Here is a 23870-nt window from a genome sequence, read left to right as displayed (position 1 = left end):
GCGCTCGGTCGTTACTGGGGTAAGTCATGAGGTCCTTAGCCGATTTCGAATTTAATAAAGTGCCGCTTTGCGATGGCATGATCCTGATTTCTGAGATGATTCGCGACGATTTTTCGTCGCAGTTTGTCTACGATGAGCTGGAGAATCTGGTCAGCCTGGCGCGTGAAGAGATTAATCAGGCGCGACCGCAAGACTGGCAATTAGAGAAGCTGCTTGAGCTTTTCTACGGCGAATGGGGTTTCTGCGACACGCGGGGCGTGTATCGCCTGTCTGACGCATTATGGCTGGACCAGGTCTTAAAAAATCGTCAGGGCAGCGCCGTTGCGCTGGGCTCTATTTTACTGTGGGTCGCGCACCGCCTGGATATTCCGCTGGTGCCGGTCATTTTCCCGACGCAGATGATCCTGCGTGCGGAGTGGCTGGACGGTGAGATGTGGCTCATTAATCCCTTCAACGGCGACACGCTGGATGAACATACGCTGGATGTGTGGCTGAAAGGCAACATCAGCCCGGTGGCTGAGCTCTTCAACGAAGATCTCGACGAGGCGGATAACGCAGAAGTGATCCGCAAGCTGCTCGATACGCTGAAGTCAGCGTTAATGGAAGAGCGTCAGATGGAGTTGGCCCTGCGCGCCAGCGAAGTGCTGCTGCAGTTTAATCCGGAAGACCCGTACGAAATTCGCGACCGCGGGCTGATCTATGCCCAGCTCGACTGTGAGCACGTGGCGCTAAACGATCTGAGCTATTTCGTCGAGCAGTGTCCGGAAGACCCCATTAGCGAAATGATTCGTGCGCAGATCAACGCGATCTCGCACAAGCAAATTACACTGCATTAATCTTAATTCCGATTCACACCTGAATAAGGCGATCCTATGAAACAAAAAGTGGTTAGCATTGGTGATATCAAGGTAGCAAACGACCTGCCTTTCGTGCTGTTTGGCGGCATGAACGTGCTGGAATCCCGCGACCTCGCCATGCGTATCTGCGAGCACTACGTGACCGTGACCCAGAAGCTGGGCATCCCGTACGTGTTTAAAGCCTCTTTTGACAAAGCCAACCGCTCCTCCATCAACTCTTACCGTGGCCCGGGCCTGGAAGAGGGGATGAAGATTTTCCAGGAGCTGAAGCAGACCTTTGGCGTGAAAGTGATCACCGACGTGCATGAAGCCTCTCAGGCGCAGCCGGTGGCAGACGTGGTAGACGTGATTCAGCTCCCGGCATTCCTGGCTCGTCAGACCGACCTGGTTGCCGCGATGGCGAAAACCGGTGCCGTGATCAACGTGAAAAAACCACAGTTCGTGAGCCCGGGTCAGATGGGCAACATCGTCGATAAGTTTATCGAAGGTGGTAACGATCAGGTGATCCTGTGCGACCGTGGCGCTAACTTCGGTTACGACAACCTGGTGGTGGACATGCTGGGCTTCAGCGTGATGAAAAATGTCTCCGGCCAGTCTCCGGTGATTTTCGACGTGACCCACGCGCTGCAGTGCCGCGACCCGTTTGGCGCCGCGTCCGGTGGCCGTCGTGCTCAGGTGACCGAACTGGCGCGCGCCGGTATGGCAACCGGTCTGGCGGGTCTGTTCATTGAAGCGCACCCGGATCCGGATAACGCAAAATGTGACGGCCCATCCGCGCTGCCGCTGGATAAGCTGGAGCCGTTCCTGAAACAGATTAAAGCGATTGACGATCTGGTGAAGAGCTTCGACGAGCTGGATACCAGCAAATAATAAAAAACCCGCTTCGGCGGGTTTTTTTATGGGGCATTTTGCCGGGTGGCGCTTTGCTTACCCGGCCTACAAAACCCGTAGGCCCTGCAAGCGAAGCGCCGCTGGGCAAAAAGCTACGCAAAAATTGTCATCAAGTAAGCCACAAACAGCGCCATATGCGCTGCCCCGTTAAGCACGTTGGTGCGCCCGGTTGAGAACGAAATCTGGCACAGCAGCAACGAGGCTACCATCACAATCATCTCCGGCGCGCCCAGCGCAAACTGCAGCTCGTTACCGGTCATAAAGGCAATCAGCGTCACCACCGGCACGGTGAGTGAAATGGTCGCCAGCACGGAGCCGAAGAACAGGTTCATTGCGCGCTGTACCTGATTGTTTAAGACGGCTTTCAGCGCGCCCAGCCCTTCAGGAGACAGGATCAGCAGTGCCACCAGGAAGCCGGTAAAGGCTACCGGCGCGTTCAGCTCGGTTAACAATGTTTCCAGCGGGTTGGCGTTCATCTTGGTGACGGCAATCACCGCAATCAGATGCACGATCAGCCAAACCGTATGCCACGCGCTGCTGTGGGCCGACGGCTTACCGTGGTGCGGGTCATCGTCGTCGCTGTCGTCTTCATGCTCATACACAAACAGGCTCTGGTGCGTTTTGGTCTGAATCAACAGGAACACGCCGTACATGGCTGCGGAAATCAGCGCGACCAGCAGCGCCTGACCGGTGGAGAAGTTTGCACCCGGCAGCGCCATCGGGAAGACCAGCACGATAATCGCCAGCGGGAAGAGGGCAATCAGATACTGTTTAATGCCGAACAGGTTCATATACTGGGTCGCGAATTTACGCCCGCCCAGCAGCAGAGAGAAGCCCACCAGGCCGCCCGTCACAATCATAATGATCGAGTAAAGCGTGTCGCGCATCAGCGTCGGTGCGGCATCGCCGGTCGCCATGAGCGCGGAAATCAGGCTGACTTCGAGAATAACGACGGAAAGGCTGAGAATTAACGATCCGTAGGGCTCGCCCAGACGGTGGGCCAGTACGTCCGCATGGCGAACGACGCTAAATGCGCTGGTTAAGATACCGACCAGGGCAAGAATATTGATACCAACCACCACTGGCAGTGACTGACTGCTTCCCCAGAAGAGCAGCACAGCCAGTGCCAGAACCGGGAAAATGAGAGACGTCTCCTTGTGGCGGGTTTTTACCGCCTCGTGTGTTGCTGTCATGTGCTTCTCCATCAATGCAGGTGCTTGTAATTATAGATAGATTTTTGAGGGCATTAAATTAACAGATCTCTGTTAAATACCCTTAATTTTTTACTTAATTTTACCCTTTGTCATAAATTTAATATCTGACTCCTGTAATTGACGGTTTTCACATAATATTTATTAAATAACAATTAATTAGATATAAAGTTAATCCATAAATTAAGACCGGGTGGCACGCTGGCATATCGTCGTCCACACTTATCTCTTTAAGCAAAAGAGAGGTGAGTGATGCCATATAAAACGAAACGCGAATTACCCGATAACGTGCAAAACGTGCTGCCCGCTCACGCGCAGGATATCTACAAAGAGGCGTTTAACAGTGCCTGGGATCAGTACAAAGATAAGGAGGATCGCCGGGATGATGCCAGTCGTGAAGAGACGGCACACAAAGTCGCCTGGGCCGCCGTAAAACATGAATATGAAAAAGGAGACGACGATAAATGGCACAAAAAGAAATAGCCGTGAAATAATTCGCTGCCTTCATTTTGACTTTTCAGGCGGTTGAACTGCCGTTGTATTGCAACTGGTCCGCTAATTGCTTATCGTTATTTAACTGCTGGCAAAATGACCAGCACCTAAGGCCCGGAAGGCGAATTACAGATGTCGCAAGGAAGCATGCAGTGGCGGAGGTGGAAAGTGTTAACGCGTGATTTCTTAATGAAGGCAGATTGTAAGACGGCATTTGGTGCTATTGAGGAATCGCTTCTCTGGTCAGCTGAACAACGTGCGGCGTCACTTGCTGCCACGCTTGCCTGCCGCCCGGATGATGGCCCGGTATGGATTTTTGGCTACGGCTCCCTGATGTGGAACCCGGCTCTGGAATTTGTCGAATCGGCAACGGGAACGCTGCCTGGCTGGCACCGCGCATTTTGCCTGCGTCTGACGGCCGGACGCGGCAGCGCGTGCCAACCCGGACGTATGCTTGCACTGAAAGAGGGCGGGCGCACCACGGGCGTGGCGTATCGCCTCCCGGATGCCACGCTGGAAGAGGAGCTTACGCTGCTCTGGAAGCGTGAGATGATCACCGGCTGCTATATGCCGAGCTGGTGCAAGCTGGAGCTGGACGACGGTCGCACCGTCAATGCGCTGGTGTTTATCATGGACCCGCGCCATCCGCTGTATGAAGCGGACACCCGCACGCAGGTCATTGCCCCGTTGATTGCTGCCGCCAGCGGACCGCTGGGAACTAACGCGCAGTATCTCTTCTCCCTCGATCAGGAGTTGACCCGCCTCGGCATGCAGGACGATTGTCTGAATGAGCTGGTGGCGAAGGTGAAGGCGCTGCTGGAAGGAAACCCGCTCAACGGCACGCTGCGACCGGGTTTTGCCTGAAAATACGCCCGGCTTGCCGGGCGTTTGACGTTATGCTGCTACGTAACTGACGGAATGCTCCAGCGACTGGCTGTGGCTGTCGATCAGCACATCCCACGTGCCGGTATATGGCACGGTAAGCCAGGCCTTATCGTCCTGCACGGTCAGGATATCCGCCTGGGATTGTTTTTGTGCTTTCGCACTCATGAGATGAATACGACAGCGCTCTGAGCAACGCACCACAACCGTATCCCCGCCAAACAGCTTCAAACTTGTTTTTACCAGTGCCATTTTTTACCCCGTAGTCTTAAACAACGCTCTCCCTGCTGCCATATCCGAGCGTGATGTTGTTCACAATTCACTCATGGCATAACACCAAAGGGGAGGGGGAGGGATGCTGATTTTGATCAAAAAATGGCATAACGATTAAACAAAAATGACAAAATTCCTCAGAATTTCCGCTGGCGCGCGTTTTACCCGCTAAACGCGCGCCGCGAGAAAATTAAATGCGGAAATGGCCGGCGGTTTCAGCAAGGTCGCCCGCCTGGCTCTGCAGGGCACCCGCAGCGGCGGCTGATTGCACCACCAGCTCGGCGTTCTGCTGGACCATGCGGTCGAGATGGGTCACCGCGTGGTTGATCTCGTGAATGCCTTTCATCTGCTCGCTGGTGGCGATGGAGATTTCGCGCATGATGCCGGAAACGCTGCCGATGCTGGAGCGGATCTCGTCCATGCTTTCCCCGGCCAGATGCACGTAGCGGGAGCCGGTGGCCACGCTGTCGGTGGTGGAATCGATCAGCGATTTGATCTCTTTTGCCGCCTGGGCGCTACGGCTCGCCAGGTTACGCACTTCGCCTGCTACCACGGCAAACCCGCGCCCTTGCTCCCCGGCACGGGCCGCCTCGACGGAGGCGTTCAGCGCCAGAATGTTGGTCTGGAACGCGATACCGTCAATCACGCTGGTGATGTCGCCAATTTTAGCCGACGCGACTTCGATGGACTGCATGGTGCTGATCGCCTGGGATACCACTTCGCCGCCGCGCGCAGCGGCCGCAGAGGCCTTGCTCGCCTGGTCATTCGCTTCTGCCGCCGACTCGTTCGACTGGGTCACGGAGGCGGTGATCTGCTCCACGGCGCTGGCCGTCTCGCGCAGGCTGGACGCCGCCTGCTCGGTACGTCCGGAGAGATCCTGGTTACCCGCCGCAATCTCCTGGGCGGCGTTTTTCACCGACTCACTGGCATCACGGAGCTGCACCATCACCACCGACAGCTTATCGCTGAAGGCGTTAAAGGCCTGGGCAATCTGCGCCACCTCGTCCTCGCCGCTGTCCGGCAGACGCTGCGACAGATCGTTAGTCCCGTTGGCAATGTTGTGCATCGCGTCGCGAATGTCAGACAGGCGCTTCAGCAGACGGGCAATCAGGAGGTGAACAATGGCCGCGCTCAGCAGCGCCAGGATCACCAGCGAAATCGCCGATGCCTTAAGCAGGGAACGCATGCCGGAGGTGGCGTCACCGTTGTCGAGGGCGACGACCAGCAGCCAGTTTGTGCCCGGCACGGCTGTCGCCACGAAGGTTTTTTCGACGTCGTTAAGCGTACCGTCGACAAGGTTACCGCTTTTCAGTGCAGCAAAATCGATGCCTTTGATGGTCTCAGCGAACGGTTTAAGCGTCAGCGCCGGATCGTTAGCCGCTATCACGCTGCCGTCACTGTTCAGAAGCAACCCGCTGCTGGACGGGGTTGGATGGATCCCGCGCACGTTCGCCACCACGCTGTCCATGGCCACATCGCCCGCCACCACCGCTTTCAGGGCGCCATTCTCTTTCACCGGTACGGCGAAAGTCACCACCAGTTTACCGGTACCGGCATCAACGTAGGGCGCGGTGACGACCGGGCCGTCCGTGCTGACCACCTGCTGATACCACGGGCGAATGGTCGGGTCATAATCCGCCGGGACACCCGCGGGCTCAGAGAATTTCGCCGTTTTGCTGGCGTAGCCCACATAAACGTTGGTGAATCCACCCGCCTGTGCAAGCTGTTTAAACACCGGAACCGGATCGTCACTCAGCGCAACGGTCTGGGCAGAGGCAATCACCGTCATCTTGCTTTTGACCCAGTCGGCAATCGCCATGTTATGGCTGGCGCTGGTGCTGGTCAGGATATCGCGCTGTGACTGCTGGTTATCCTGGCGTGTGACCTGGAAGTTAATAACGGTATTGAGGAGAAGGGCGACGACCAGACAGCCTGCCGTCGCCGCGATGATGCGTGCACGAATCGATCTGAACATAAGTGAAATACCTGCTGTGTTGTTTCCATGCCTATCGGCAACCCCGCAGGTAAACTTGATGCTGAAACCGCGTCCATAAGAAAATAATATTTTTACGGGTTTATTATTAAAAAGTTAATACTTTATCCGCGGACAGCGTCCACTCGGCCAGCTCAACCAGCGTACCAATTTCTACGCCATCAATCAGCGGCAGCCCGGTGATACCGCGCCCGTCGGTGCAGGTTTTGCACAGCTTCACCGGCACGTTTTGCGCGGTCAGGATCTCCAGCATCTGCTGAATGTTATAGCCCTCGGCCGGTTTTTGTCCCTTCAGCCCGGCGGTGACCGCGTCCGACATTAAAAAGAGGCGTAACGCGAGGTCACTCTCTTTTTCGCGCAGCGCAATGGCCAGGCGCAGGCTGTTAAAAAGCGATTCACTCCCGTAGGCCGCACCGTTGGCGACGATCACAATCTTCTGCATGTTGACTCCTGTTCTTATAAAGGCACGAATATTGCTTAATTTCCCGGAGTTTCGCTGTCCGGGAGAGTAAGCATGATATTAATGGCAGGCATTTCGCCAGGCGCTGCCGAATGGCTCACGCGCGCAAAGATGATGCGCCAGGAGCAGTTCAGCAAGCTGGCACAGCTGGGTGTGCTTGTGCACGGCATTAGCCAACTGGTGCACATGTTACAGTGCGAGCGCGGGGCGTCCAACGTCTGGCTCTGCTCACAGGGCAAGCTGTACGCCCCCGAATGCAAAGCCAGCCGGGCGCTGGTGGATGAAAACCTCGCTGCCCTTTACGGCATTCTTGAAACACAGTCGCCGATCCCGGGAAGTGCCGTCTGTGAACGCATCGGCGGCGCGCTCCTGAGCCTGGATACACTTCCCGCGCTGCGTGACGGTGTGATTCAGCAGACGGTAACGGCACCCCAGGCGATGGAACACTACTCCCGTATGCTTCGCCATCTGCTCAGTATCGTGCCGCAGCTTAATGACAGCATTGACGATCCGCAAATCGCAGGACGTTTTGTCGCGCTTTATAGCCTGATGCAGGGAAAAGAGCTGGCAGGACAGGAGCGGGCGCTGGGGGCGATTGGCTTCACGCAGGGTTTTTTCGATGATGTGACTCGTCAGAGGCTGGTTGACCGCATTGACGGGCAGCAGGCCTGCTTTGAGATCTTTCTCTCACACAGCTCCGCTGACGTTCAGACCACCTTTTCAATGCACTGTCAGCCCGATCGTGAAACGGAGCAACTCCGGCGCGTGGCCTGTACCCGCCAGCCTGCCGCCGATAACGGCCTTACCGCACTGGCCTGGTTTGCTCTGCAAACCGCGCGCCTTGAGCATCTGCGCACGCTGGAGGAGACGATCATCGCCGATCTGATGGTCGCGGTGGACGAATGCATTCACCGTGACGATGAGTACGCGCTCCCCGGCGATGAACAGGATGACCCGCCGATCCGCTATCCGGAAAAACCGTTGCTTACCCTGGTTCGCCAGCAGGCGCGCGAGATAGAGCAGCTCTCACGTCAGCTTGCGTCGCTGCGCGATACGCTTGAAGAGCGCAAAATCATTGATAAAGCGAAGAGCGTGCTGATGACCCACCAGAATATGAGTGAGGAACAGGCCTGGACGGCGCTGCGCAAAATGGCGATGGACAAGAACCAAAGGATGGTGGATATCGCCCGCGCGCTGCTGATGGTGAAGAATGTATGGCAGGTAACACCAAAGGAGTAGCTGCACGGTCAGTGGGCATTTTATGCCTGTTTGCGGTGCGTAAAGGCGAGGGAAGAACGGTAAGCACCGCAAGAAACAGTGTGTTAAAACCTGGCATTCACTTTGCATTATCAGATTAACCATTTTTGACGATGCGCCAACGGCGGTGCATCCGTCTTCGGGATAAAGGCGTCCACTGGTGCTTCGGCACCGTGGGCGCTTTTTTTTGGTTTTTTTTCAGGAGTGGTCATGGCGGATTTGTCGAGACGGCGTTTTTTGCAGGCCAGCATGCTGGCGAGTGGTGCAATTCTGTTGCCGGGTGTCATGCAGGCCGCATGGGCGGCAGGCTCGGATAAACCGGAGCAGGAAACAGTGCGCATCGGGTTTATCCCGCTGACCGACTGTGCCCCGGTGGTTATCGCTGCGCTGAAAGGGTTTGATAAAAAATACGGTATTACCATCCTGCCCACCAAAGAGGCGAGTTGGGCGGCGGTGCGCGACAAGCTGGTGGCGGGCGAACTCGATGCCGCGCACATTCTTTACGGCCTGCTGTACGGACTGGAGCTGGGCATCGCTGGCAAGCCACAGCAGATGGCTAACCTGATGACCCTCAACCAGAACGGCCAGGCGATTACGCTCTCCAGCGATCTGGCAGAGAAGGGCGTTCGTGACCTTGACGGGCTGAAAAAGCTGATTGGGCAGCAGGCGCCTGGCACCTATACCTTCGCGCACACCTTCCCGACCGGGACGCACGCCATGTGGCTCTACTACTGGCTGGCCAGCGCGGGCATTCACCCCTTTGACGACGTGCGTACGGTGGTAGTGCCGCCGCCGCAGATGGTGATGAACATGCGCATTGGCAACATGGTCGGCTTTTGCGTCGGCGAGCCGTGGAACGCGCGTGCCATCAACGACCGCATCGGTTTTACCGCCGCCACGTCGCAGTCTATCTGGGCCGACCATCCGGAAAAAATCCTCGGGACGCGTCGCGACTGGGTGGAGAAAAATCCGCACACCGCCCGGGCGCTGGTGAGCGCAGTGCTGGAGGCGGCGCGCTGGATTGAGGCCTCCCCGGAAAACAAACGCGAAACCGCGCAGATCCTCTCCCGCCGGGCGTGGCTCAACTGCAAAGAGCAGTATCTCACCGGACGCATGCTCGGCGAGTACGACAACGGCCTGGGCCAGCGCTGGCAGGACGCGCACCCGATCCGCTTCTTCAACGAGGGGGCCGTCAGCTACCCGTATCACTCCGACGGCATGTGGTTCTTAACCCAGTTCCGCCGCTGGGGCTTGCTCAAAGCCGCCCCGGACTATACGGGCATCGCACAGCGCATTAACCAGACGGCGGTCTGGCAGGATGCCGCCACGGCGGTGGGGGGCATTACCACACCGACTTCACCACTACGCAGCAGCACATTGATGGACGGCACCGTCTGGAACGGTACCGACCCGGAAGGATACGCCAGCCGTTTCGCCATTCACCGTAAAGGGGCCTGATTATGCAGCATCTGCAAAAGACAAAATCACACGAGACGCCGGAGAGTGGAGAGGTGATTCTCCTGCCTCCGGTGCAGGTTCGCCGCCGTACGCCGACGTTTGTGCGTCGTATTAACGCGATCCTTCAGCGCATCATTCCGGCTTTTCTGGGGCTGGGACTGCTGGTGGTGCTCTGGCAGCTGGCGGCGATTAACAGCAAAGGTTTCCCGACGCCGCTCAGCACGCTCGATTCCGCTATTACCCTGTTTGCCGATCCGTTTTATCGCGACGGGCCAAACGACATGGGCATCGGCTGGAACGTGCTCGCCTCATTACAGCGCGTGGCGGTGGGGTTTGGCCTGGCCGCGTTCGCCGGGATCCCGCTTGGTTTCCTGATTGGCCGTTTCACCTTTTTTTCGCGCATGTTCGGCCCGCTGATCGCGCTATTACGCCCGGTTAGCCCGCTGGCCTGGCTGCCCATCGGCCTGCTGCTGTTCCAGAAAGCGGAGCCCGCGTCGAGCTGGACCATTTTTATCTGCTCCATCTGGCCGATGGTGATCAACACCGCCGAAGGCGTGCGGTGTATCCCGCAGGACTACCTTAACGTCGCCCGGGTGCTGCAGCTTTCAGAGTGGACCATCATGCGCCGCATTCTCTTCCCGGCGGTGCTGCCCGCGGTGCTGACCGGGGTGCGCCTCTCTATTGGCATCGCCTGGCTGGTGATTGTCGCCGCCGAGATGCTGACCGGCGGTTTAGGGATCGGTTTCTGGATCTGGAACGAGTGGAACAATCTCAACGTCGAAAACATTCTCCTCGCCATCGTCATCATTGGCGTGGTCGGGCTGCTGCTGGAGCAGGGGCTGATGCTGATCGCCCGTCGCTTTAGCTGGCAGGAAAAATAAGGAGCGAACATGAAACCATTAATCCAGGTCCAGGCCGTGAGCCAGCGTTTTTCCACCGCCAGCGGCGAATTTCTGGCGCTGCAGAACGTCTCCTTTGATATCCATGAGGGTGAAACCGTCAGCCTGATTGGGCACTCCGGCTGCGGTAAATCGACGCTGCTTAACCTTATCGCTGGGATCACGCTGCCGACGGAAGGCGGGCTGATTTGCGACAACCGCGAAATTGCCGGGCCGGGTCCGGAGCGCGCGGTGGTATTCCAGAACCATTCGCTGCTGCCGTGGCTCACCTGCTTCGACAACGTGGCCCTGGCGGTAGATCACGTGTTTCGCCACAGCATGAGCAAGGCGGAGCGCCGGGAGTGGATTGAGCACAACCTCGACCGCGTACAGATGGGGCACGCCCTGCACAAGCGCCCGGGGGAGATCTCCGGCGGCATGAAGCAGCGCGTCGGAATTGCCCGCGCGCTGGCGATGAAGCCGAAAGTCCTGCTGATGGATGAACCCTTCGGCGCGCTGGATGCGCTGACGCGCGCCCATCTGCAGGACTCGGTGATGCAGATCCAGCAGGCGCTGAACACCACAATCGTGCTGATTACCCACGACGTGGACGAGGCGGTGCTGCTCTCCGATCGCGTGCTGATGATGACCAACGGCCCGGCGGCGACCGTCGGGGAGATCCTGCACGTTGACCTGCCGCGCCCGCGTAACCGGGTGCAGCTGGCTGACGACAGCCGCTATCACCACATGCGCCAGCAGATCCTGCATTTCCTCTATGAAAAGCAGCCGAAAGCGGCGTAGCGAGGGGGCTTTGATGCGACTGGTCATTATCGGAAATGGCATGGCGGCCACGCGGCTGATTGCCTCGCTCACCGGGCGTGCTGCCGATCGTTTCGCAATTACCGTCATCGGTGACGAGCCGGAGCATGCCTATAACCGCATCCAGCTTTCGCCGGTGCTGGGCGGTGAAAAAACGGCGGCGGGCATCAGTCTTCAGAATGACGACTGGTACCAGGAACGGGGCGTGACGGTGCTGCGGGGCGAAAAGGCGCTCGCCGTGAATGTGGACACGCGGGAAGTGCAAACCACCGTCCGCACGCTGGGCTGGGATGCGCTGGTGTTTGCCACCGGATCAACGCCCTTTGTTCCGCCAATTCCCGGCTGCGATGCGCCGCATGTCTTCACGTTCCGTACCCTTGAGGATATCCGGGCCATAGGGGCGATCGCCGGTCCGGTGGTAGTGCTGGGCGGCGGCGTGCTCGGGGTTGAGACGGCGGCAGCGCTGGCGCGCTCAGGGGACAACGTCATCCTTGTTCATCGCGGTCTGTGGCTGATGGAGCAGCAACTGGATGAGCAGGCGGGCGTGCTGCTGGAAGAGGCGCTGGCGGCGCGGGGCGTGCGCTGTGAGCTCGCCTCTGGCATCGCGGCGATTGACGGGAATAGCGTGACGCTGCTGAACGGACGCAGCGTCACCGCCGCGCGCGTGGTGCTGGCGACGGGCGTGCAGCCTAACGTCGTACTGGCGCAGGCCAGCGGCATTCGCTGCGCGCGCGGCATCGTGGTGGATCACCAAATGCAAACCTCCGTGCCGGACGTCTACGCCATTGGCGAATGCTGTGAAATTGACGACCAGACGTTTGGCCTGGTCGCCCCCTGTCTGGCGCAGGCGGATATCCTCGCCGCACGGCTGGCCGGAGACGTCACCGCGCCATTTGCCCTGACCGACAACGGCATGCGCCTCAAGGTGACCGGCGTGGAGTTGTTCAGCCTTGGTCGCGCGGCAGAGCAGAAGGGCGATGTGGTCTGGAGCGCATGGGATCCGCTGACCCGTCACTATCGTCGTTTACTGATCCATCAGGGGGCGCTGGCTGGCGTGCTGCTGATGGGGGACTGCCGCAGCGCGGCGACATTTACCGAATTACTGGCAACGGCTGCGCCCGCGCACGCGGACTGGCTGTTTGATCGTTTCACTACGCAACCGCAGGTTGCAGGACAGCACGCTATGACAAAACCTACTCTGGTGGTGGTTGGGCACGGTATGGTCGGCCATCATTTCCTCGAAGATTGCGTGAACCGCAATCTGCATCAGCAGTATCAGATCGTTGTCTTTGGCGAGGAGCGCTATGCCGCCTACGACCGCGTGCATCTGTCGGAATATTTTGGCGGCCGTAGCGCGGCGTCGCTTTCGCTGGTGGAAGGGGATTTCTTTGCCGACAACGGCATTGAGCTGCGCCTGTCGCAGCAGATTGTCGCTATCGATCGTGACGCGCGCGTGGTGCGTACCGCCAGCGGGCATGAGATCCACTGGGATAAACTGGTGCTGGCGACCGGGTCCTATCCGTTTGTCCCACCGGTGTCGGGCCACGATCTACCGGGCTGTTTTGTTTATCGCACGCTTGACGATCTGGACAAGATTGCGGCGCATGCGGCGGGCTCACGCCGGGGTGTAGTGATTGGCGGCGGGCTGCTGGGGCTGGAGGCGGCGAATGCCCTGAAGCAGCTCGGGCTGAAAACTCACGTGGTGGAGTTTGCGCCCAATCTGATGGCGGTCCAGCTCGACAACGACGGCGCGGCGATGCTGCGCAAGAAAATTGAGGCGCTGGGCGTCGGCGTTCACACCAGTAAAGCGACAACGGAGATCGCCACGGCGGACGGCGGGCTGGTGTTGCGCTTTGCCGATGGCGAACAGCTTGAAACAGACATGGTGGTCTTTTCTGCAGGCATTCGTCCGCAGGACGCGCTGGCGCGCAGCAGCGGGCTGGCTATCGGCGAGCGCGGCGGGATCGGCATTGACGACCGCTGTCAGACCTCCGATCCGGACGTGCTGGCCATTGGTGAATGCGCCCTGTGGGAAGGGAAAATCTTCGGGCTGGTTGCGCCCGGCTACCAGATGGCGCGGGTGGCCGCCGCCGCGCTGGCGGGAGAGGAGAACATCTTCGCCGGCGCGGATATGAGCACCAAACTCAAGCTGCTGGGCGTGGACGTGGCCTCTTTCGGCGATGCTCACGGGCGCACGCCGGGGGCGCTGAGTTACCAGTGGACGCACGGCCCGCAGCAAATCTACAAGAAAATCGTGGTCAGCCACGACGGCAAAACGCTGCTCGGCGGCGTGCTGGTGGGTGATGCCAGTGAATACGCCACGCTGGTACAGATGATGCTCAACGGGATAGCCCTGCCAAAAGAGCCGGAAACGCTGATATTACCCGCGTCTTCAGGCAGTGCGCCAAAAGCGCTCGGCGTGGCAGCGCTGCCGGAAAGCGCACAAATCTGTTCGTGTCATAACGTCAGCAAAGGCGATATCTGTCAGGCGGTAAGTGCGGGCGCAACGGATATCGGCGCGATTAAGCAGTGCACCAAAGCGGCGACCGGCTGCGGAGGATGTAGCGCACTGGTGAAGCAGGTGATGGAGTTCCAGCTGGCGGCGCAGGGCGTGGAGGTGAAAAAGGACATCTGCGAACACTTCCCGTACTCGCGTCAGGAGATTTACCACCTCGTGCGCGTCAACCATATCCGCACCTTTGACCAGCTCATTAGCCGCTACGGTCAGGGACACGGGTGCGAAATTTGTAAGCCACTGGTGGGGTCAGTGCTCGCCTCCTGCTGGAACGAGTATCTGCTGAAACCGGCACACCTGCCGCTGCAGGACACCAACGACCGCTACTTCGCCAATATCCAGAAGGACGGTACTTACTCCATCGTACCGCGCATGCCTGCGGGGGAAGTGACCGCCGACGGGCTGATCGCCATCGGCCAGATTGCGAAACGCTACAGACTGTACAGCAAAATCACCGGCGGCCAGCGTATCGACCTGTTTGGCGCCACGCTCGAACAACTGCCGGAGATCTGGCAGGCGCTGGTGGAAGCCGGATTTGAAACCGGGCACGCCTACGGCAAATCCCTGCGCACGGTGAAATCCTGCGTCGGGTCGACCTGGTGTCGCTACGGCGTGCAGGACTCCACCGGCCTCGCAGTCAGGCTCGAGCACCGTTACAAAGGCCTGCGCGCACCGCACAAAATCAAAATGGCGGTCTCAGGGTGTACCCGCGAATGCGCCGAGGCGCAGAGTAAAGACGTGGGGGTGATTGCCACCGATAAGGGGTGGAACCTCTACCTGTGCGGCAACGGCGGCATGAAGCCTCGCCATGCGGATCTCTTCGCCAGCGATCTCGATGATGACACGCTGATCCGCACCGTCGATCGATTCCTGATGTTCTACATCCGCACGGCGGATCGCCTGCAGCGCACCAGCACCTGGATGGACAACCTGGAAGGCGGTCTCGACTACCTTCGGGAGGTGATCCTCAACGATAGCCTGGGCATCGCCCACGAGCTGGAGCAGGAGATGGCCCGGGTGGTGGAGACCTACCAGTGCGAATGGCAAACCACGCTTAACGATCCGAACCGTCTGGCGCTGTTCCGCACGACGGTGAACGACATCACAGCGGATCAAGGTAAACGCTGGCAGGAAATCTGTGGCATCGACGATATCCCCGAGCAGGCGGGCATTGGCGCGCGGCTTGGGCGTAAGCCGATTGCGTTGTTCCGATTTGGCAAAACCGTCTATGCCCTTGACGACCGGGAGCCTGGCAGCAGCGCGAACGTGCTTTCCCGAGGCATTCTTGGCGATGCGGCGGGGGAGCCGGTGGTGATCTCTCCGCTCTACAAGCAGCGTATTCGCCTGCGCGACGGCTGTCAGGTGGAGAACGGCGAACCCGCGGTGCGCGCCTGGCCGGTCAAAATTGAGAACGGCAAGGTGTGGGTCGGTAATGATGCCCTGGTAATGCGTGCGGAGGCCTCATGACGGAAACCCGGACAACGTGTCCCTACTGCGGGGTCGGCTGCGGCGTGGTCGCCCGCGTGGACGGTGAAACGGTCAGCGTTCGGGGGGATGAAACCCATCCTGCGAACTTTGGCCGCTTGTGCGTGAAAGGATCGGCCCTGGGGGAAACAATGGGGTTACAGGGGCGATTGCTGCGCCCCGTTGTTGACGGTGCTGAGGTGGCCTGGGCGCAGGCGCTGGGAGCGGCAGGCGAGCGCCTCCAGGACATTATCGACAAATGGGGGCCGCAGGCGGTGGCGTTTTACGCGTCCGGGCAATTGCTTACCGAGGATTATTACGCCGCCAATAAGCTGATGAAAGGGTTTATCGGCGCGGCGAACATTGATACCAACTCCCGGCTCTGCATGTCATCGGCGGTCGTTGGCTACAAGCGCGCCTTTGGTGAAGATGTCGTGCCGTGCAGCTACGAGGATGTGGAAAACAGCGATCTGGTGGTGCTGGTGGGCTCAAACGCGGCCTGGACGCATCCGGTGCTGTATCAGCGCCTGGTACAGGCAAAGCACAACAATCCGGAGATGAAAGTGGTGGTCATCGATCCGCGCAGAACCGCCTCCTGTGATATTGCTGACCTGCATCTGGCGCTCACTCCCGGCAGCGACGCCGGGCTGTTCGTCGGTCTGCTCAATGTGATTCAGGGAACGGACGCGTGGCCGATATCCCGCGTGGCGGCGTTTTGCTGCCTCTCGCCGCAGGATATTGGTACGTTTTACGACTGGTTTATGACGGCGCCCAGGGCCATCACGCTCTACACCATGGGAATCAACCAGTCCTCCAGCGGCAGCGACAAATGCAGCGCCATCATTAACGTGCACCTTGCCAGCGGGAAATTTAACCGTCCGGGCTGCGGCCCGTTTTCGCTGACCGGACAGCCAAACGCGATGGGCGGAAGAGAGGTGGGCGGGCTGGCAAATCAGCTGGCGGCGCACATGAACTTTGAGCCGGACGATCTCTCGCGGGTGGCGCGTTTCTGGGGAACGGAACGGCTTGCGCAGACGCCGGGCTTGATGGCGGTGGAGCTGTTTGACGCCATTGCCCGCGGCGAGGTGAAGGCGGTGTGGATCATGGGCACCAATCCTGCCGTCTCGCTGCCGGACAGCCACGCGGTGTGTCAGGCGCTGGGGCGCTGCCCGCTGGTCATTGTCTCTGAGGTGATGAACGATACCGACACCAGCCGGTTTGCCCATATTCGCTTTCCGGCGCTGGCCTGGGGAGAGAAGGACGGTACGGTAACCAATTCCGAGCGACGCATTTCGCGCCAGCGCGCGTTTCTGCCCGCGCCCGGTGAGGCAAAGCCGGACTGGTGGATCGTCGCGCAGGTGGCGAAACGGCTGGGGCACGGCGACGCCTTTGCCTGGCAGCATCCCCACGAGATTTTTTGCGAGCATGCGGCGCTGACGGCCTTTGAAAATGACGGCGCGCGGGCCTTAAACCTTCACGACCTGGCTACGTTAACCCGTGAGGAGTGGGAGCGGCTTGAGCCCTGGCAGTGGCCTGGGGGGGATTTTCCGTGCCGAAACATTGTTCCCGTTGACCCACAGTCGCACGGTGCGACGGTCAGCGCGTTGTACCCGCTGATTCTCAACTCCGGGCGCATCCGCGATCAGTGGCATACCATGACGCGAACAGGATATGTGGTCAGACTCATGCAGCATATCGCCGAACCCTTTGTTGAGGTTTGCCCCGCAGACGCCGTTCGGTTTTCCCTGTGCGGCGGCCAGCTGGCGCGCATCAGTTCGCCGCGCGGCGTCATGGTAGGAAGAGTGCGCATCAGCGACGCTCAGCGTGAAGGGAACGCTTTTGCCCCGATGCACTGGAACGCTGAGTTTGCCCGCCAGGGAAAGGTGAATGCACTGGTGGAAGGGCGCTGCGATCCGGTTTCGGGGCAGCCGGAGAGTAAACAAACCGCCGTCAGAATCCAGCCCTGGCAGCCCGCCTGGCAGGGAGAACTCTATGCCCGCGAAGGACTGGAAATGCCCTCTCCGGTTTACTGGTGGCGTAAAGCTTCACGCCTGACGGTGGCGTGCGATAAACCGCTGCTGTCGTGGGTAATGGAATACGCCAGCGGCCGGGGCTGGCAACTGCAGGTTGCTCAGGCCGGTGAACGCAGCAGCGTGCTGGCCTGGTATGAAGGCCAGCTTATGCTGGGTTTCTGGGAAGGTACCGCGTTACCGGCGCTGGCGCATACGGTGATTGAAGCCGCTTTTCATTCACCACCCGTGCTGCCCGCAGAACGCCACGCCCTGTTGAACGGGCAGAGCGTCGGGAGGGCGACGGATCCGGGACGCATTATCTGTAGCTGTTTCAGCGTCGGGGAAGAGGCGATACGGGAGGCGATTGCCGGAGGGTGTGATTCCGTCACCGCGCTGGGGGCTAAGCTGCGCTGTGGTACGAACTGTGGTTCCTGCGTGCCGGAGCTGAAAGGGCTGTTTCAGGATAATCCTGAAATGTCCGCCAGGACTGCATTTCAGGGCTTATCGCGTTAACATAATAAGAGTTTATTCATAAACACAGGTTCTTATTGACGACGTTGATGGCTGTATCGTCCCGCATTCGTTTGCTGTTTTTACTCCCCCTTCTTACGGCCGGAGCCGTTCACGGTGCGCCGAATTCCTTTATGCATCAGGCGCAGCACCCCTTTGATAATAACGGGGACAGTCTGCCCGATCTCGGCATGGCGGCGCCCACCGGCGAAGGGGAAAAACACCTGGCCGAAATGGCGAAAGCCTTTGGTGAAGCCAGCATGACCGACAATGGCCTGACGACCGGCGAGCAGGCGCGTCAGTTTGCCTTTGGTCAGGTGCGCGACGCGGTAAGCGGGGAAGTGAACCAGCAGATTGAGTCCTGGCTGTCGCCCTGGGGAAACGCCAGCGTGAACCTGCTGGTGGATAACGACGGCAAATTTAACGGCAGCAGCGGGAGCTGGTTTATCCCGTGGAATGATACTAACCGCTACCTGAGCTGGAGCCAGCTTGGCCTGACGCAGCAGACGGATGGCCTGGTCAGCAATGCCGGAATCGGTCAGCGCTGGGTCGCCGGGAAGTGGCTGCTGGGCTACAACACCTTTTACGATAATCTTCTGGATGAAAATTTGCAGCGTGCCGGGCTGGGGGCGGAAGCGTGGGGGGAAAATCTGCGCCTGTCAGCGAACTATTATCAGCCCTTTGCCGGATGGCGCGCGCGATCTGACGTTCAGGAGCAGCGCATGGCGCGCGGATATGACGTGACCGCTAAAGCCTGGCTGCCGTGGTTTCATCACCTGAACACCAGCGTCAGCTTTGAGCAGTACTTTGGCGATAACGTTGACCTGTTCAACAGCGGCACCGGCTACCACAACCCGGTTGCGGTCAATCTGGGGCTTAACTATACCCCCGTTCCGCTGGTGACGTTGACCGCCGGGCACAAGCAGGGCGAAAGCGGTGAGAGCCAGAATAACCTCGGACTGAAGCTCAACTATCGCTTTGGCGTGCCGCTGGCAAAGCAGCTATCCGCCGATGAGGTCGCCGCCACGCGCTCCCTACGCGGCAGCCGCTACGACTCACCTGAGCGCACCAGCCTGCCGGTGATGGAGTTCCGCCAGCGTAAAACGCTATCCGTCTGGCTGGCCACGCCGCCGTGGGATCTGAAAGGGGGTGAGACCGTGATGCTGAAGCTGCAGGTTCGCAGCACGCACGGCATCCGTCAGATCCACTGGCAGGGCGATACGCAGGCACTGAGCCTGACGTCGCCGGCGAAAAGCAACAGCAGCGACGGCTGGAGCGTGATTATCCCTGCCTGGGAGGATCGGGAAGGGGCGACAAACCGCTGGCACCTGTCGGCGGTGGTGGAAGATGAGAAAGGCCAGCGCGTCTCGTCCAATGAGATCACGCTGGCCGTGGTGCAGCCGCTGGTCGCACTGCCTGACGACGATCCGCGCTGGAAGCTGCTTCCGGAGGAGTAATCCTTAAAAAATCCGTTCCTGATGCACCCACACGGCGGCTTCAACGCGGGATTTTAGCTTCATTTTCTTCAGCATATGCTTCACGTGCACTTTCACCGTGCTTTCGGTGATATCCAGACGGCGGGCGATCATTTTGTTCGGCAGCCCCTGGGCAATGAGCTTGAGAATATCGCGCTCGCGCGGCGTGAGCTGGCTGACGTCACGGTCAGAGGTGGCGCGGTTGGCGCGCAGGCTGGCGGCCAGAACCGGCGTTAAGGCTTCGCTCAATACCATCTCGCCCGCCGCCGCCTGCTGCAGCGCCTTAAGCAGATCTTCCGGCTCCATGTCTTTCAGCAGATAGCCATCCGCACCGCGCTTCAGCGCCGTGACCACGTCCTCTTCATGGTTCGACACGCTAAAGACGACGATGCGGCCGGAAAGCGATTTTTCCCGCAGCTTGTCGAGGGTCTCCAGACCGTTCATGCCCGGCATATTCAGATCGAGCAGGATCAGATCGGGATCGAGGGATTCGGCAAGCTCAATGCCCTGTTCGCCGTTGCTGGCTTCGCCCACCACGGTGATATCGGGTGCCATGCTGACCAGCTGTTTCACGCCAGTACGCAGCATCGGATGGTCGTCGATCAACAGGATGGATGCCGGTTCCTGATTAGTCATGGGTTTCTCCTTGAGCAGTTGTGAGCGGTTTCTCGGGAATAAAGGTGACGACAACTTCCGTGCCGCCCGTTTCTCTCCGGCGAACCTGGCAATCACCGCGCAGGCTTTGAGCGCGGTCTCGCATAATGATTAAACCATAGTGGTTAGTGCGTTCGGCATTTTCCGGCACGCCGCGGCCGTTATCGTGAACCGTCAGTTTCACCTGATTATCGTGCTGGCTGACGGTGACCGTGACCGCCGTTGCTTCAGCGTGTTTAAGCACGTTGCTCAGCGCTTCGCGGGCGATCTGCAGTAGATGGATGGCCTGATGGGAGGGGACAAACCGCGGCGGCAGCTGGTAATCCAGCTTCACCGGGAACCCCAGCCGGGCGCTAAATTCGTGACAGCTGGATTCCAGCGCCGGGCGCAGGCCCGGCTCGGTCAGCTGCAGGCGGAAGGTGGTCAGCAGCTCGCGCAGCTGCACCCAGGAGGTGTTCAGCTCGTTGCGGATCTGGCTGAGCAGCTGTTTGTTGCTTTCGGGCATCTCCGCATCCTGCATCTGCAGGCAGCTCACCTGCATTTTCATACAAGAGAGCGACTGGGCGATGGAGTCGTGCAGCTCGCGGGCGATGGTCGCGCGCTCTTCCATGACGATAAGCTGCTGCTGTTTTTCCTGATGCCTGTCGAGCGCCAGCGTGGCCGTCAGCTGTTCAACCAGCGTATCCACCAGTTGCTGCTGGTCGTGGCTCAGGTGGCGTCCGGTTGGCAGGGTGGCCAGCAGAATGCCGTACTGGGTGTGGCTGTCCGTCAGGCGCCACTTCAGGGTCGTGCCGCCGGAGGTCAGCGGCGGCAGGCCGCGAGGGCAAAGATGGCAGCCTTTGTCATCGCAGGACATATCGGATTGACAGGTAAATTCCTGGTGGTTCTCTTCGTCTTCCACATCGTAGACCCGTAGCTCCAGGTCGCGCAGCAGGGTCAGATTTTGCAGGCCGTTCAGCACCGGCGAAAGACGTTCACACAACGGCACCTGCATGTGCAGCCGACGGTTGGCCTGCCAGAGGAAGGAGAGGATCTCGTTTTTCTGCTCCAGCCCGGCCGTTTTTTCCTGAACGCGCTGTTCCAGCACCGCGTAGCTCTCGGAGAGCTCTGCCGACATGGTATTGAGTGCCTGGCCGAGCATGGCCATCTCGTTGCGCCCGCTGATGTGCGTGCGCTGGGTAAAATCGCGTGCGGTCACCGCGCGGGCCATCGCCAGCAGCTGTTTCCAGGGATTCAACAGCCGCGCGCGGAGCCACACGATGGTGAAGATCAGCAGCAGCCCCATAAACAGCGCCATGGCCCGGTGTACCATCACCACCCGGTCGATGCGTAATTCGGTCGTTTGGTCAAAAGCGGAGACCAGCGCATCAATGCGGGAGACAAACCCCGCCACGTCCTGGGCAACGGCTTCTGTACTGCGCGCCTGTTTCAGGCCGGGCTGCAGCTGAGTGTGCCAGTACCCCTGAAGGGCCTTAAGCTGGGACTGCTGGCCAGCGCGGATAGCGGCGTTTTCCAGCTCGGGGCTGAACGCCGTGCGCTCCATTTCATCGATTAAAGGCCGATCGTCCTGCGTCAGGGGAACCGCCGCCAGCAGGCGATAACTCTGCATGCGTAGTGAGCCTGCCTCGTTGATGGCATGCGCATTACCCTGTACCCCTTGTACCAGCCAGCCGGAGATCGCCATGCCGGTCACGCCAATGGCGGTGGACAGCAAAACAATCAGGGCGAGCTGATTCACGAGCGTTAGCGGAGATAAGCATCTTTTTAACATTGAGTGGGCGTGCTCCTGACGTGGCCTGCTTGCAGGAATTGCGCTATTCTGGTGCATACCCTGGAGTATACCCATACCAACAAAGGATTACCCCTAAATTGCCAACGGAGTAGGGGGCAAGAGGTGGGCGTTGCAGGGAATCGTCAGTGCCGTGAAAAACCACGTCTTTTTTACCGAATTAGCCTACTCACTAAGGATAACACCTTTTTTTGTGCCGCAAATCCTCCCACTTTTCCTTTGATTTATATCAACTTACCGCCGCCCTAAAACCCTAATGTTTGCAGCATCATTCGAGAATCAGAGGTGTCTATGAGTCACTCATCCGCTCCCGAAAGGGAAAATGGTGCCGTTATTACTGACTGGCGTCCAGAGGATCCGGCGTTCTGGCAACAGCGCGGCCATCGTGTAGCAAGCCGAAATCTGTGGATTTCCGTGCCGTGTTTGTTGTTAGCGTTTTGCGTATGGATGTTGTTTAGCGCGGTGGCGGTAAACCTGCCCAAAGTCGGCTTTACGTTCACGACCGATCAGCTGTTTATGCTGACCGCGCTGCCGTCGCTGTCAGGCGCGTTGCTGCGCGTCCCTTACGCGTTTATGGTGCCGGTCTTTGGCGGCCGTCGCTGGACGGCATTCAGTACGGGCATCATGATTATCCCCTGCGTGTGGCTGGGCTTCGCGGTGCAGGATACCTCCACGCCGTTCAGCGTGTTCGTGATTATCTCCCTGCTGTGCGGCTTTGCCGGGGCGAACTTCGCCTCCAGCATGGCCAACATCAGCTTCTTCTTCCCGAAAGCGAAGCAGGGCGGCGCGCTGGGGATTAACGGCGGTCTGGGCAATATGGGCGTGAGCGTGATGCAGCTGATCGCTCCCCTGGCGATCTCGGTCTCCATTTTTGCAGCCTTTGGCGGCGGTGGCGTTGAGCAGGCGGACGGTTCTTCCCTCTATCTGCAAAACGCAGCCTGGATCTGGGTATCGTTCCTCGTGGTCTTCACCCTCGCAGCCTGGTTCTTTATGAATGACCTGTCCGCGTCAAAGGCGTCGCTGAGCGAACAGCTGCCGGTGCTGAAGCGTGGACACCTCTGGGTGATGGCGCTGCTGTATCTGGCGACCTTCGGTTCGTTTATCGGCTTCTCGGCGGGCTTCGCGATGCTGTCGAAAACGCAGTTCCCGGACGTGCAGATCCTGCAATTCGCCTTCTTCGGCCCATTTATTGGCGCCCTTGCTCGCTCGCTGGGCGGCATGGTGTCTGACCGTCTGGGCGGTACCCGCGTGACGCTGGTTAACTTCGTCGTGATGGCGGTCTTCTGTGCGTTGCTGTTCCTCACGCTGCCGGCCGACGGACAGGGCGGTAACTTCATCGCCTTCTTCGGCGTGTTTATGGTGCTGTTCCTGACGGCCGGTCTGGGGAGCGCGTCCACCTTCCAGATGATCTCCGTGATCTTCCGTAAGCTGACCATGGACCGCGTAAAAGCGCAGGGCGGCAGCGAAGAACAGGCCATGCGCGAAGCGGCGACGGATACAGCTGCGGCGCTGGGCTTTATCTCTGCGATTGGCGCAATTGGCGGCTTCTTTATTCCGAAAGCGTTCGGCATCTCGCTTGACCTGACCGGCTCTCCGGCGGGTGCAATGAAGGTCTTCCTCGTCTTCTATATCGCCTGCGTCGTGATTACGTGGCTGGTATATGGCCGTAATACCAAGAAAAATAAGTAAGTATGATTATCCGTTTACGCGGCCTTCGGGCCGCGTTTTTTTTGGCATCAAAATAGTTACAACATACTGATTGCCACGCAGAGGAAATCCGCAGGCAGCACTGTGATCGCCATCGCTTTACAGGGCGCTCTACCCCTTAATACCTGCGAGGTTGAATTTTGCCTGGCGGTTTGTACGATAAATTAAAAATAACGATATATTTCATATGGATATGGAATTTTAAATGATACCGCTTTGGTGGTATTCGGTGTAACCCCTCGCCTGAAAGTCCCTCGTCGTCTTGATCGTTAT

Annotated in this window: 18 protein-coding genes; 12 read left to right on the top strand and 6 right to left on the bottom strand. The window is 59.0% G+C overall.

Features of this window, described 5'->3' with window-relative positions:
* The first annotated feature begins 26 nt into the window (after positions 1 to 26).
* Positions 27 to 836 carry an invasion regulator SirB1 gene (sirB1, locus tag ABFV38_RS12780; RefSeq protein WP_348957375.1) on the top strand — a complete coding sequence of 270 codons (810 nt, stop codon included), beginning with the start codon at positions 27 to 29 and terminating at the stop codon, positions 834 to 836.
* A 36-nt stretch (positions 837 to 872) separates the two neighbouring features.
* Positions 873 to 1727, top strand: coding sequence for a 3-deoxy-8-phosphooctulonate synthase (kdsA, locus tag ABFV38_RS12775; protein WP_023312123.1), 855 nt, complete (start codon positions 873 to 875; stop codon positions 1725 to 1727).
* Positions 1728 to 1840: 113 nt separating this feature from the next.
* Here the strand turns inward: kdsA and chaA are convergent, their stop codons facing one another.
* Positions 1841 to 2941: a sodium-potassium/proton antiporter ChaA gene (gene chaA, locus ABFV38_RS12770; RefSeq protein ID WP_008499517.1), complete on the bottom strand. Its 1101-nt coding sequence runs from the start codon at positions 2939 to 2941 to the stop codon at positions 1841 to 1843.
* 270 nt (positions 2942 to 3211) lie between these two features.
* Between chaA and chaB the strand changes: the two genes are divergently transcribed.
* Both chaB and ABFV38_RS12760 read left to right on the top strand, forming a co-directional pair.
* Positions 3212 to 3442, top strand: a complete 231-nt coding sequence (chaB, locus tag ABFV38_RS12765; RefSeq protein WP_045908986.1) for a putative cation transport regulator ChaB — start codon at positions 3212 to 3214, stop codon at positions 3440 to 3442.
* 177 nt (positions 3443 to 3619) lie between these two features.
* Complete coding sequence (locus ABFV38_RS12760; protein WP_023618421.1) at positions 3620 to 4315, top strand: gamma-glutamylcyclotransferase; 696 nt, start codon at positions 3620 to 3622, stop codon at positions 4313 to 4315.
* A 30-nt stretch (positions 4316 to 4345) separates the two neighbouring features.
* Here the strand turns inward: ABFV38_RS12760 and ABFV38_RS12755 are convergent, their stop codons facing one another.
* The 3 genes from ABFV38_RS12755 to ABFV38_RS12745 form a co-directional block, all read right to left on the bottom strand.
* The gene (locus ABFV38_RS12755) at positions 4346 to 4585 is read right to left on the bottom strand and encodes a DUF1883 domain-containing protein (RefSeq protein ID WP_013096243.1); all 240 of its coding nucleotides are present in this window, start codon (positions 4583 to 4585) and stop codon (positions 4346 to 4348) included.
* Between the two features lie 211 nt (positions 4586 to 4796).
* A complete protein-coding gene (locus ABFV38_RS12750) occupies positions 4797 to 6581 on the bottom strand; it encodes a methyl-accepting chemotaxis protein (RefSeq protein ID WP_008499521.1) in 1785 nt (594 codons plus the stop codon).
* A 106-nt stretch (positions 6582 to 6687) separates the two neighbouring features.
* Entirely contained in the window at positions 6688 to 7041 is a 354-nt protein-coding gene (locus tag ABFV38_RS12745) for a DsrE/DsrF/TusD sulfur relay family protein (protein ID WP_008499522.1), read from the bottom strand.
* Between the two features lie 72 nt (positions 7042 to 7113).
* Here ABFV38_RS12745 and nasR point away from each other — a divergent pair, with 72 nt between their 5' ends.
* The 7 genes from nasR (at position 7114) to ABFV38_RS12710 (ending at position 19429) form a co-directional block, all read left to right on the top strand.
* A complete protein-coding gene (gene nasR, locus ABFV38_RS12740; RefSeq protein WP_024907076.1) occupies positions 7114 to 8298 on the top strand; it encodes a nitrate regulatory protein NasR in 1185 nt (394 codons plus the stop codon).
* 228 nt (positions 8299 to 8526) lie between these two features.
* On the top strand, positions 8527 to 9774 hold the full coding sequence (locus ABFV38_RS12735; protein ID WP_045908982.1) for a CmpA/NrtA family ABC transporter substrate-binding protein: 1248 nt from the start codon (positions 8527 to 8529) through the stop codon (positions 9772 to 9774).
* 2 nt (positions 9775 to 9776) lie between these two features.
* The gene (gene ntrB, locus ABFV38_RS12730) at positions 9777 to 10655 is read left to right on the top strand and encodes a nitrate ABC transporter permease (RefSeq protein ID WP_348957374.1); all 879 of its coding nucleotides are present in this window, start codon (positions 9777 to 9779) and stop codon (positions 10653 to 10655) included.
* 9 nt (positions 10656 to 10664) lie between these two features.
* The gene (locus ABFV38_RS12725) at positions 10665 to 11453 is read left to right on the top strand and encodes an ABC transporter ATP-binding protein (RefSeq protein ID WP_021240347.1); all 789 of its coding nucleotides are present in this window, start codon (positions 10665 to 10667) and stop codon (positions 11451 to 11453) included.
* Between the two features lie 13 nt (positions 11454 to 11466).
* Positions 11467 to 15453, top strand: a complete 3987-nt coding sequence (nirB, locus tag ABFV38_RS12720; RefSeq protein WP_348957373.1) for a nitrite reductase large subunit NirB — start codon at positions 11467 to 11469, stop codon at positions 15451 to 15453.
* Positions 15450 to 17975 carry a molybdopterin-dependent oxidoreductase gene (locus ABFV38_RS12715; protein WP_348957372.1) on the top strand — a complete coding sequence of 842 codons (2526 nt, stop codon included), beginning with the start codon at positions 15450 to 15452 and terminating at the stop codon, positions 17973 to 17975. The genes nirB and ABFV38_RS12715 overlap by 4 nt, the downstream gene beginning before the upstream one ends.
* 47 nt (positions 17976 to 18022) lie before the next feature.
* On the top strand, positions 18023 to 19429 hold the full coding sequence (locus ABFV38_RS12710; protein ID WP_348957371.1) for a YchO/YchP family invasin: 1407 nt from the start codon (positions 18023 to 18025) through the stop codon (positions 19427 to 19429).
* A gap of 3 nt (positions 19430 to 19432) precedes the next feature.
* On the opposite strand, the gene narL is transcribed toward ABFV38_RS12710, so the two are convergent.
* Both narL and narX read right to left on the bottom strand, forming a co-directional pair.
* Positions 19433 to 20083, bottom strand: coding sequence for a two-component system response regulator NarL (gene narL, locus ABFV38_RS12705; protein WP_008499531.1), 651 nt, complete (start codon positions 20081 to 20083; stop codon positions 19433 to 19435).
* Complete coding sequence (gene narX / locus ABFV38_RS12700) at positions 20076 to 21872, bottom strand: nitrate/nitrite two-component system sensor histidine kinase NarX (protein ID WP_048029745.1); 1797 nt, start codon at positions 21870 to 21872, stop codon at positions 20076 to 20078. The genes narL and narX overlap by 8 nt, the downstream gene beginning before the upstream one ends.
* 309 nt (positions 21873 to 22181) lie before the next feature.
* On the opposite strand from narX, the gene ABFV38_RS12695 reads away from it, so the two are divergent.
* Positions 22182 to 23579 carry a NarK family nitrate/nitrite MFS transporter gene (locus tag ABFV38_RS12695; protein WP_348957370.1) on the top strand — a complete coding sequence of 466 codons (1398 nt, stop codon included), beginning with the start codon at positions 22182 to 22184 and terminating at the stop codon, positions 23577 to 23579.
* Positions 23580 to 23870 lie beyond the last annotated feature (291 nt).

Source organism: Enterobacter cloacae complex sp. Mu1197, assembly GCF_040059225.1.
GTDB lineage: Bacteria > Pseudomonadota > Gammaproteobacteria > Enterobacterales > Enterobacteriaceae > Enterobacter > Enterobacter quasiroggenkampii.
The sequence above is the reverse complement of the archived record's forward strand: the minus strand, read 5'-3'. Positions and strand labels throughout refer to the sequence as shown.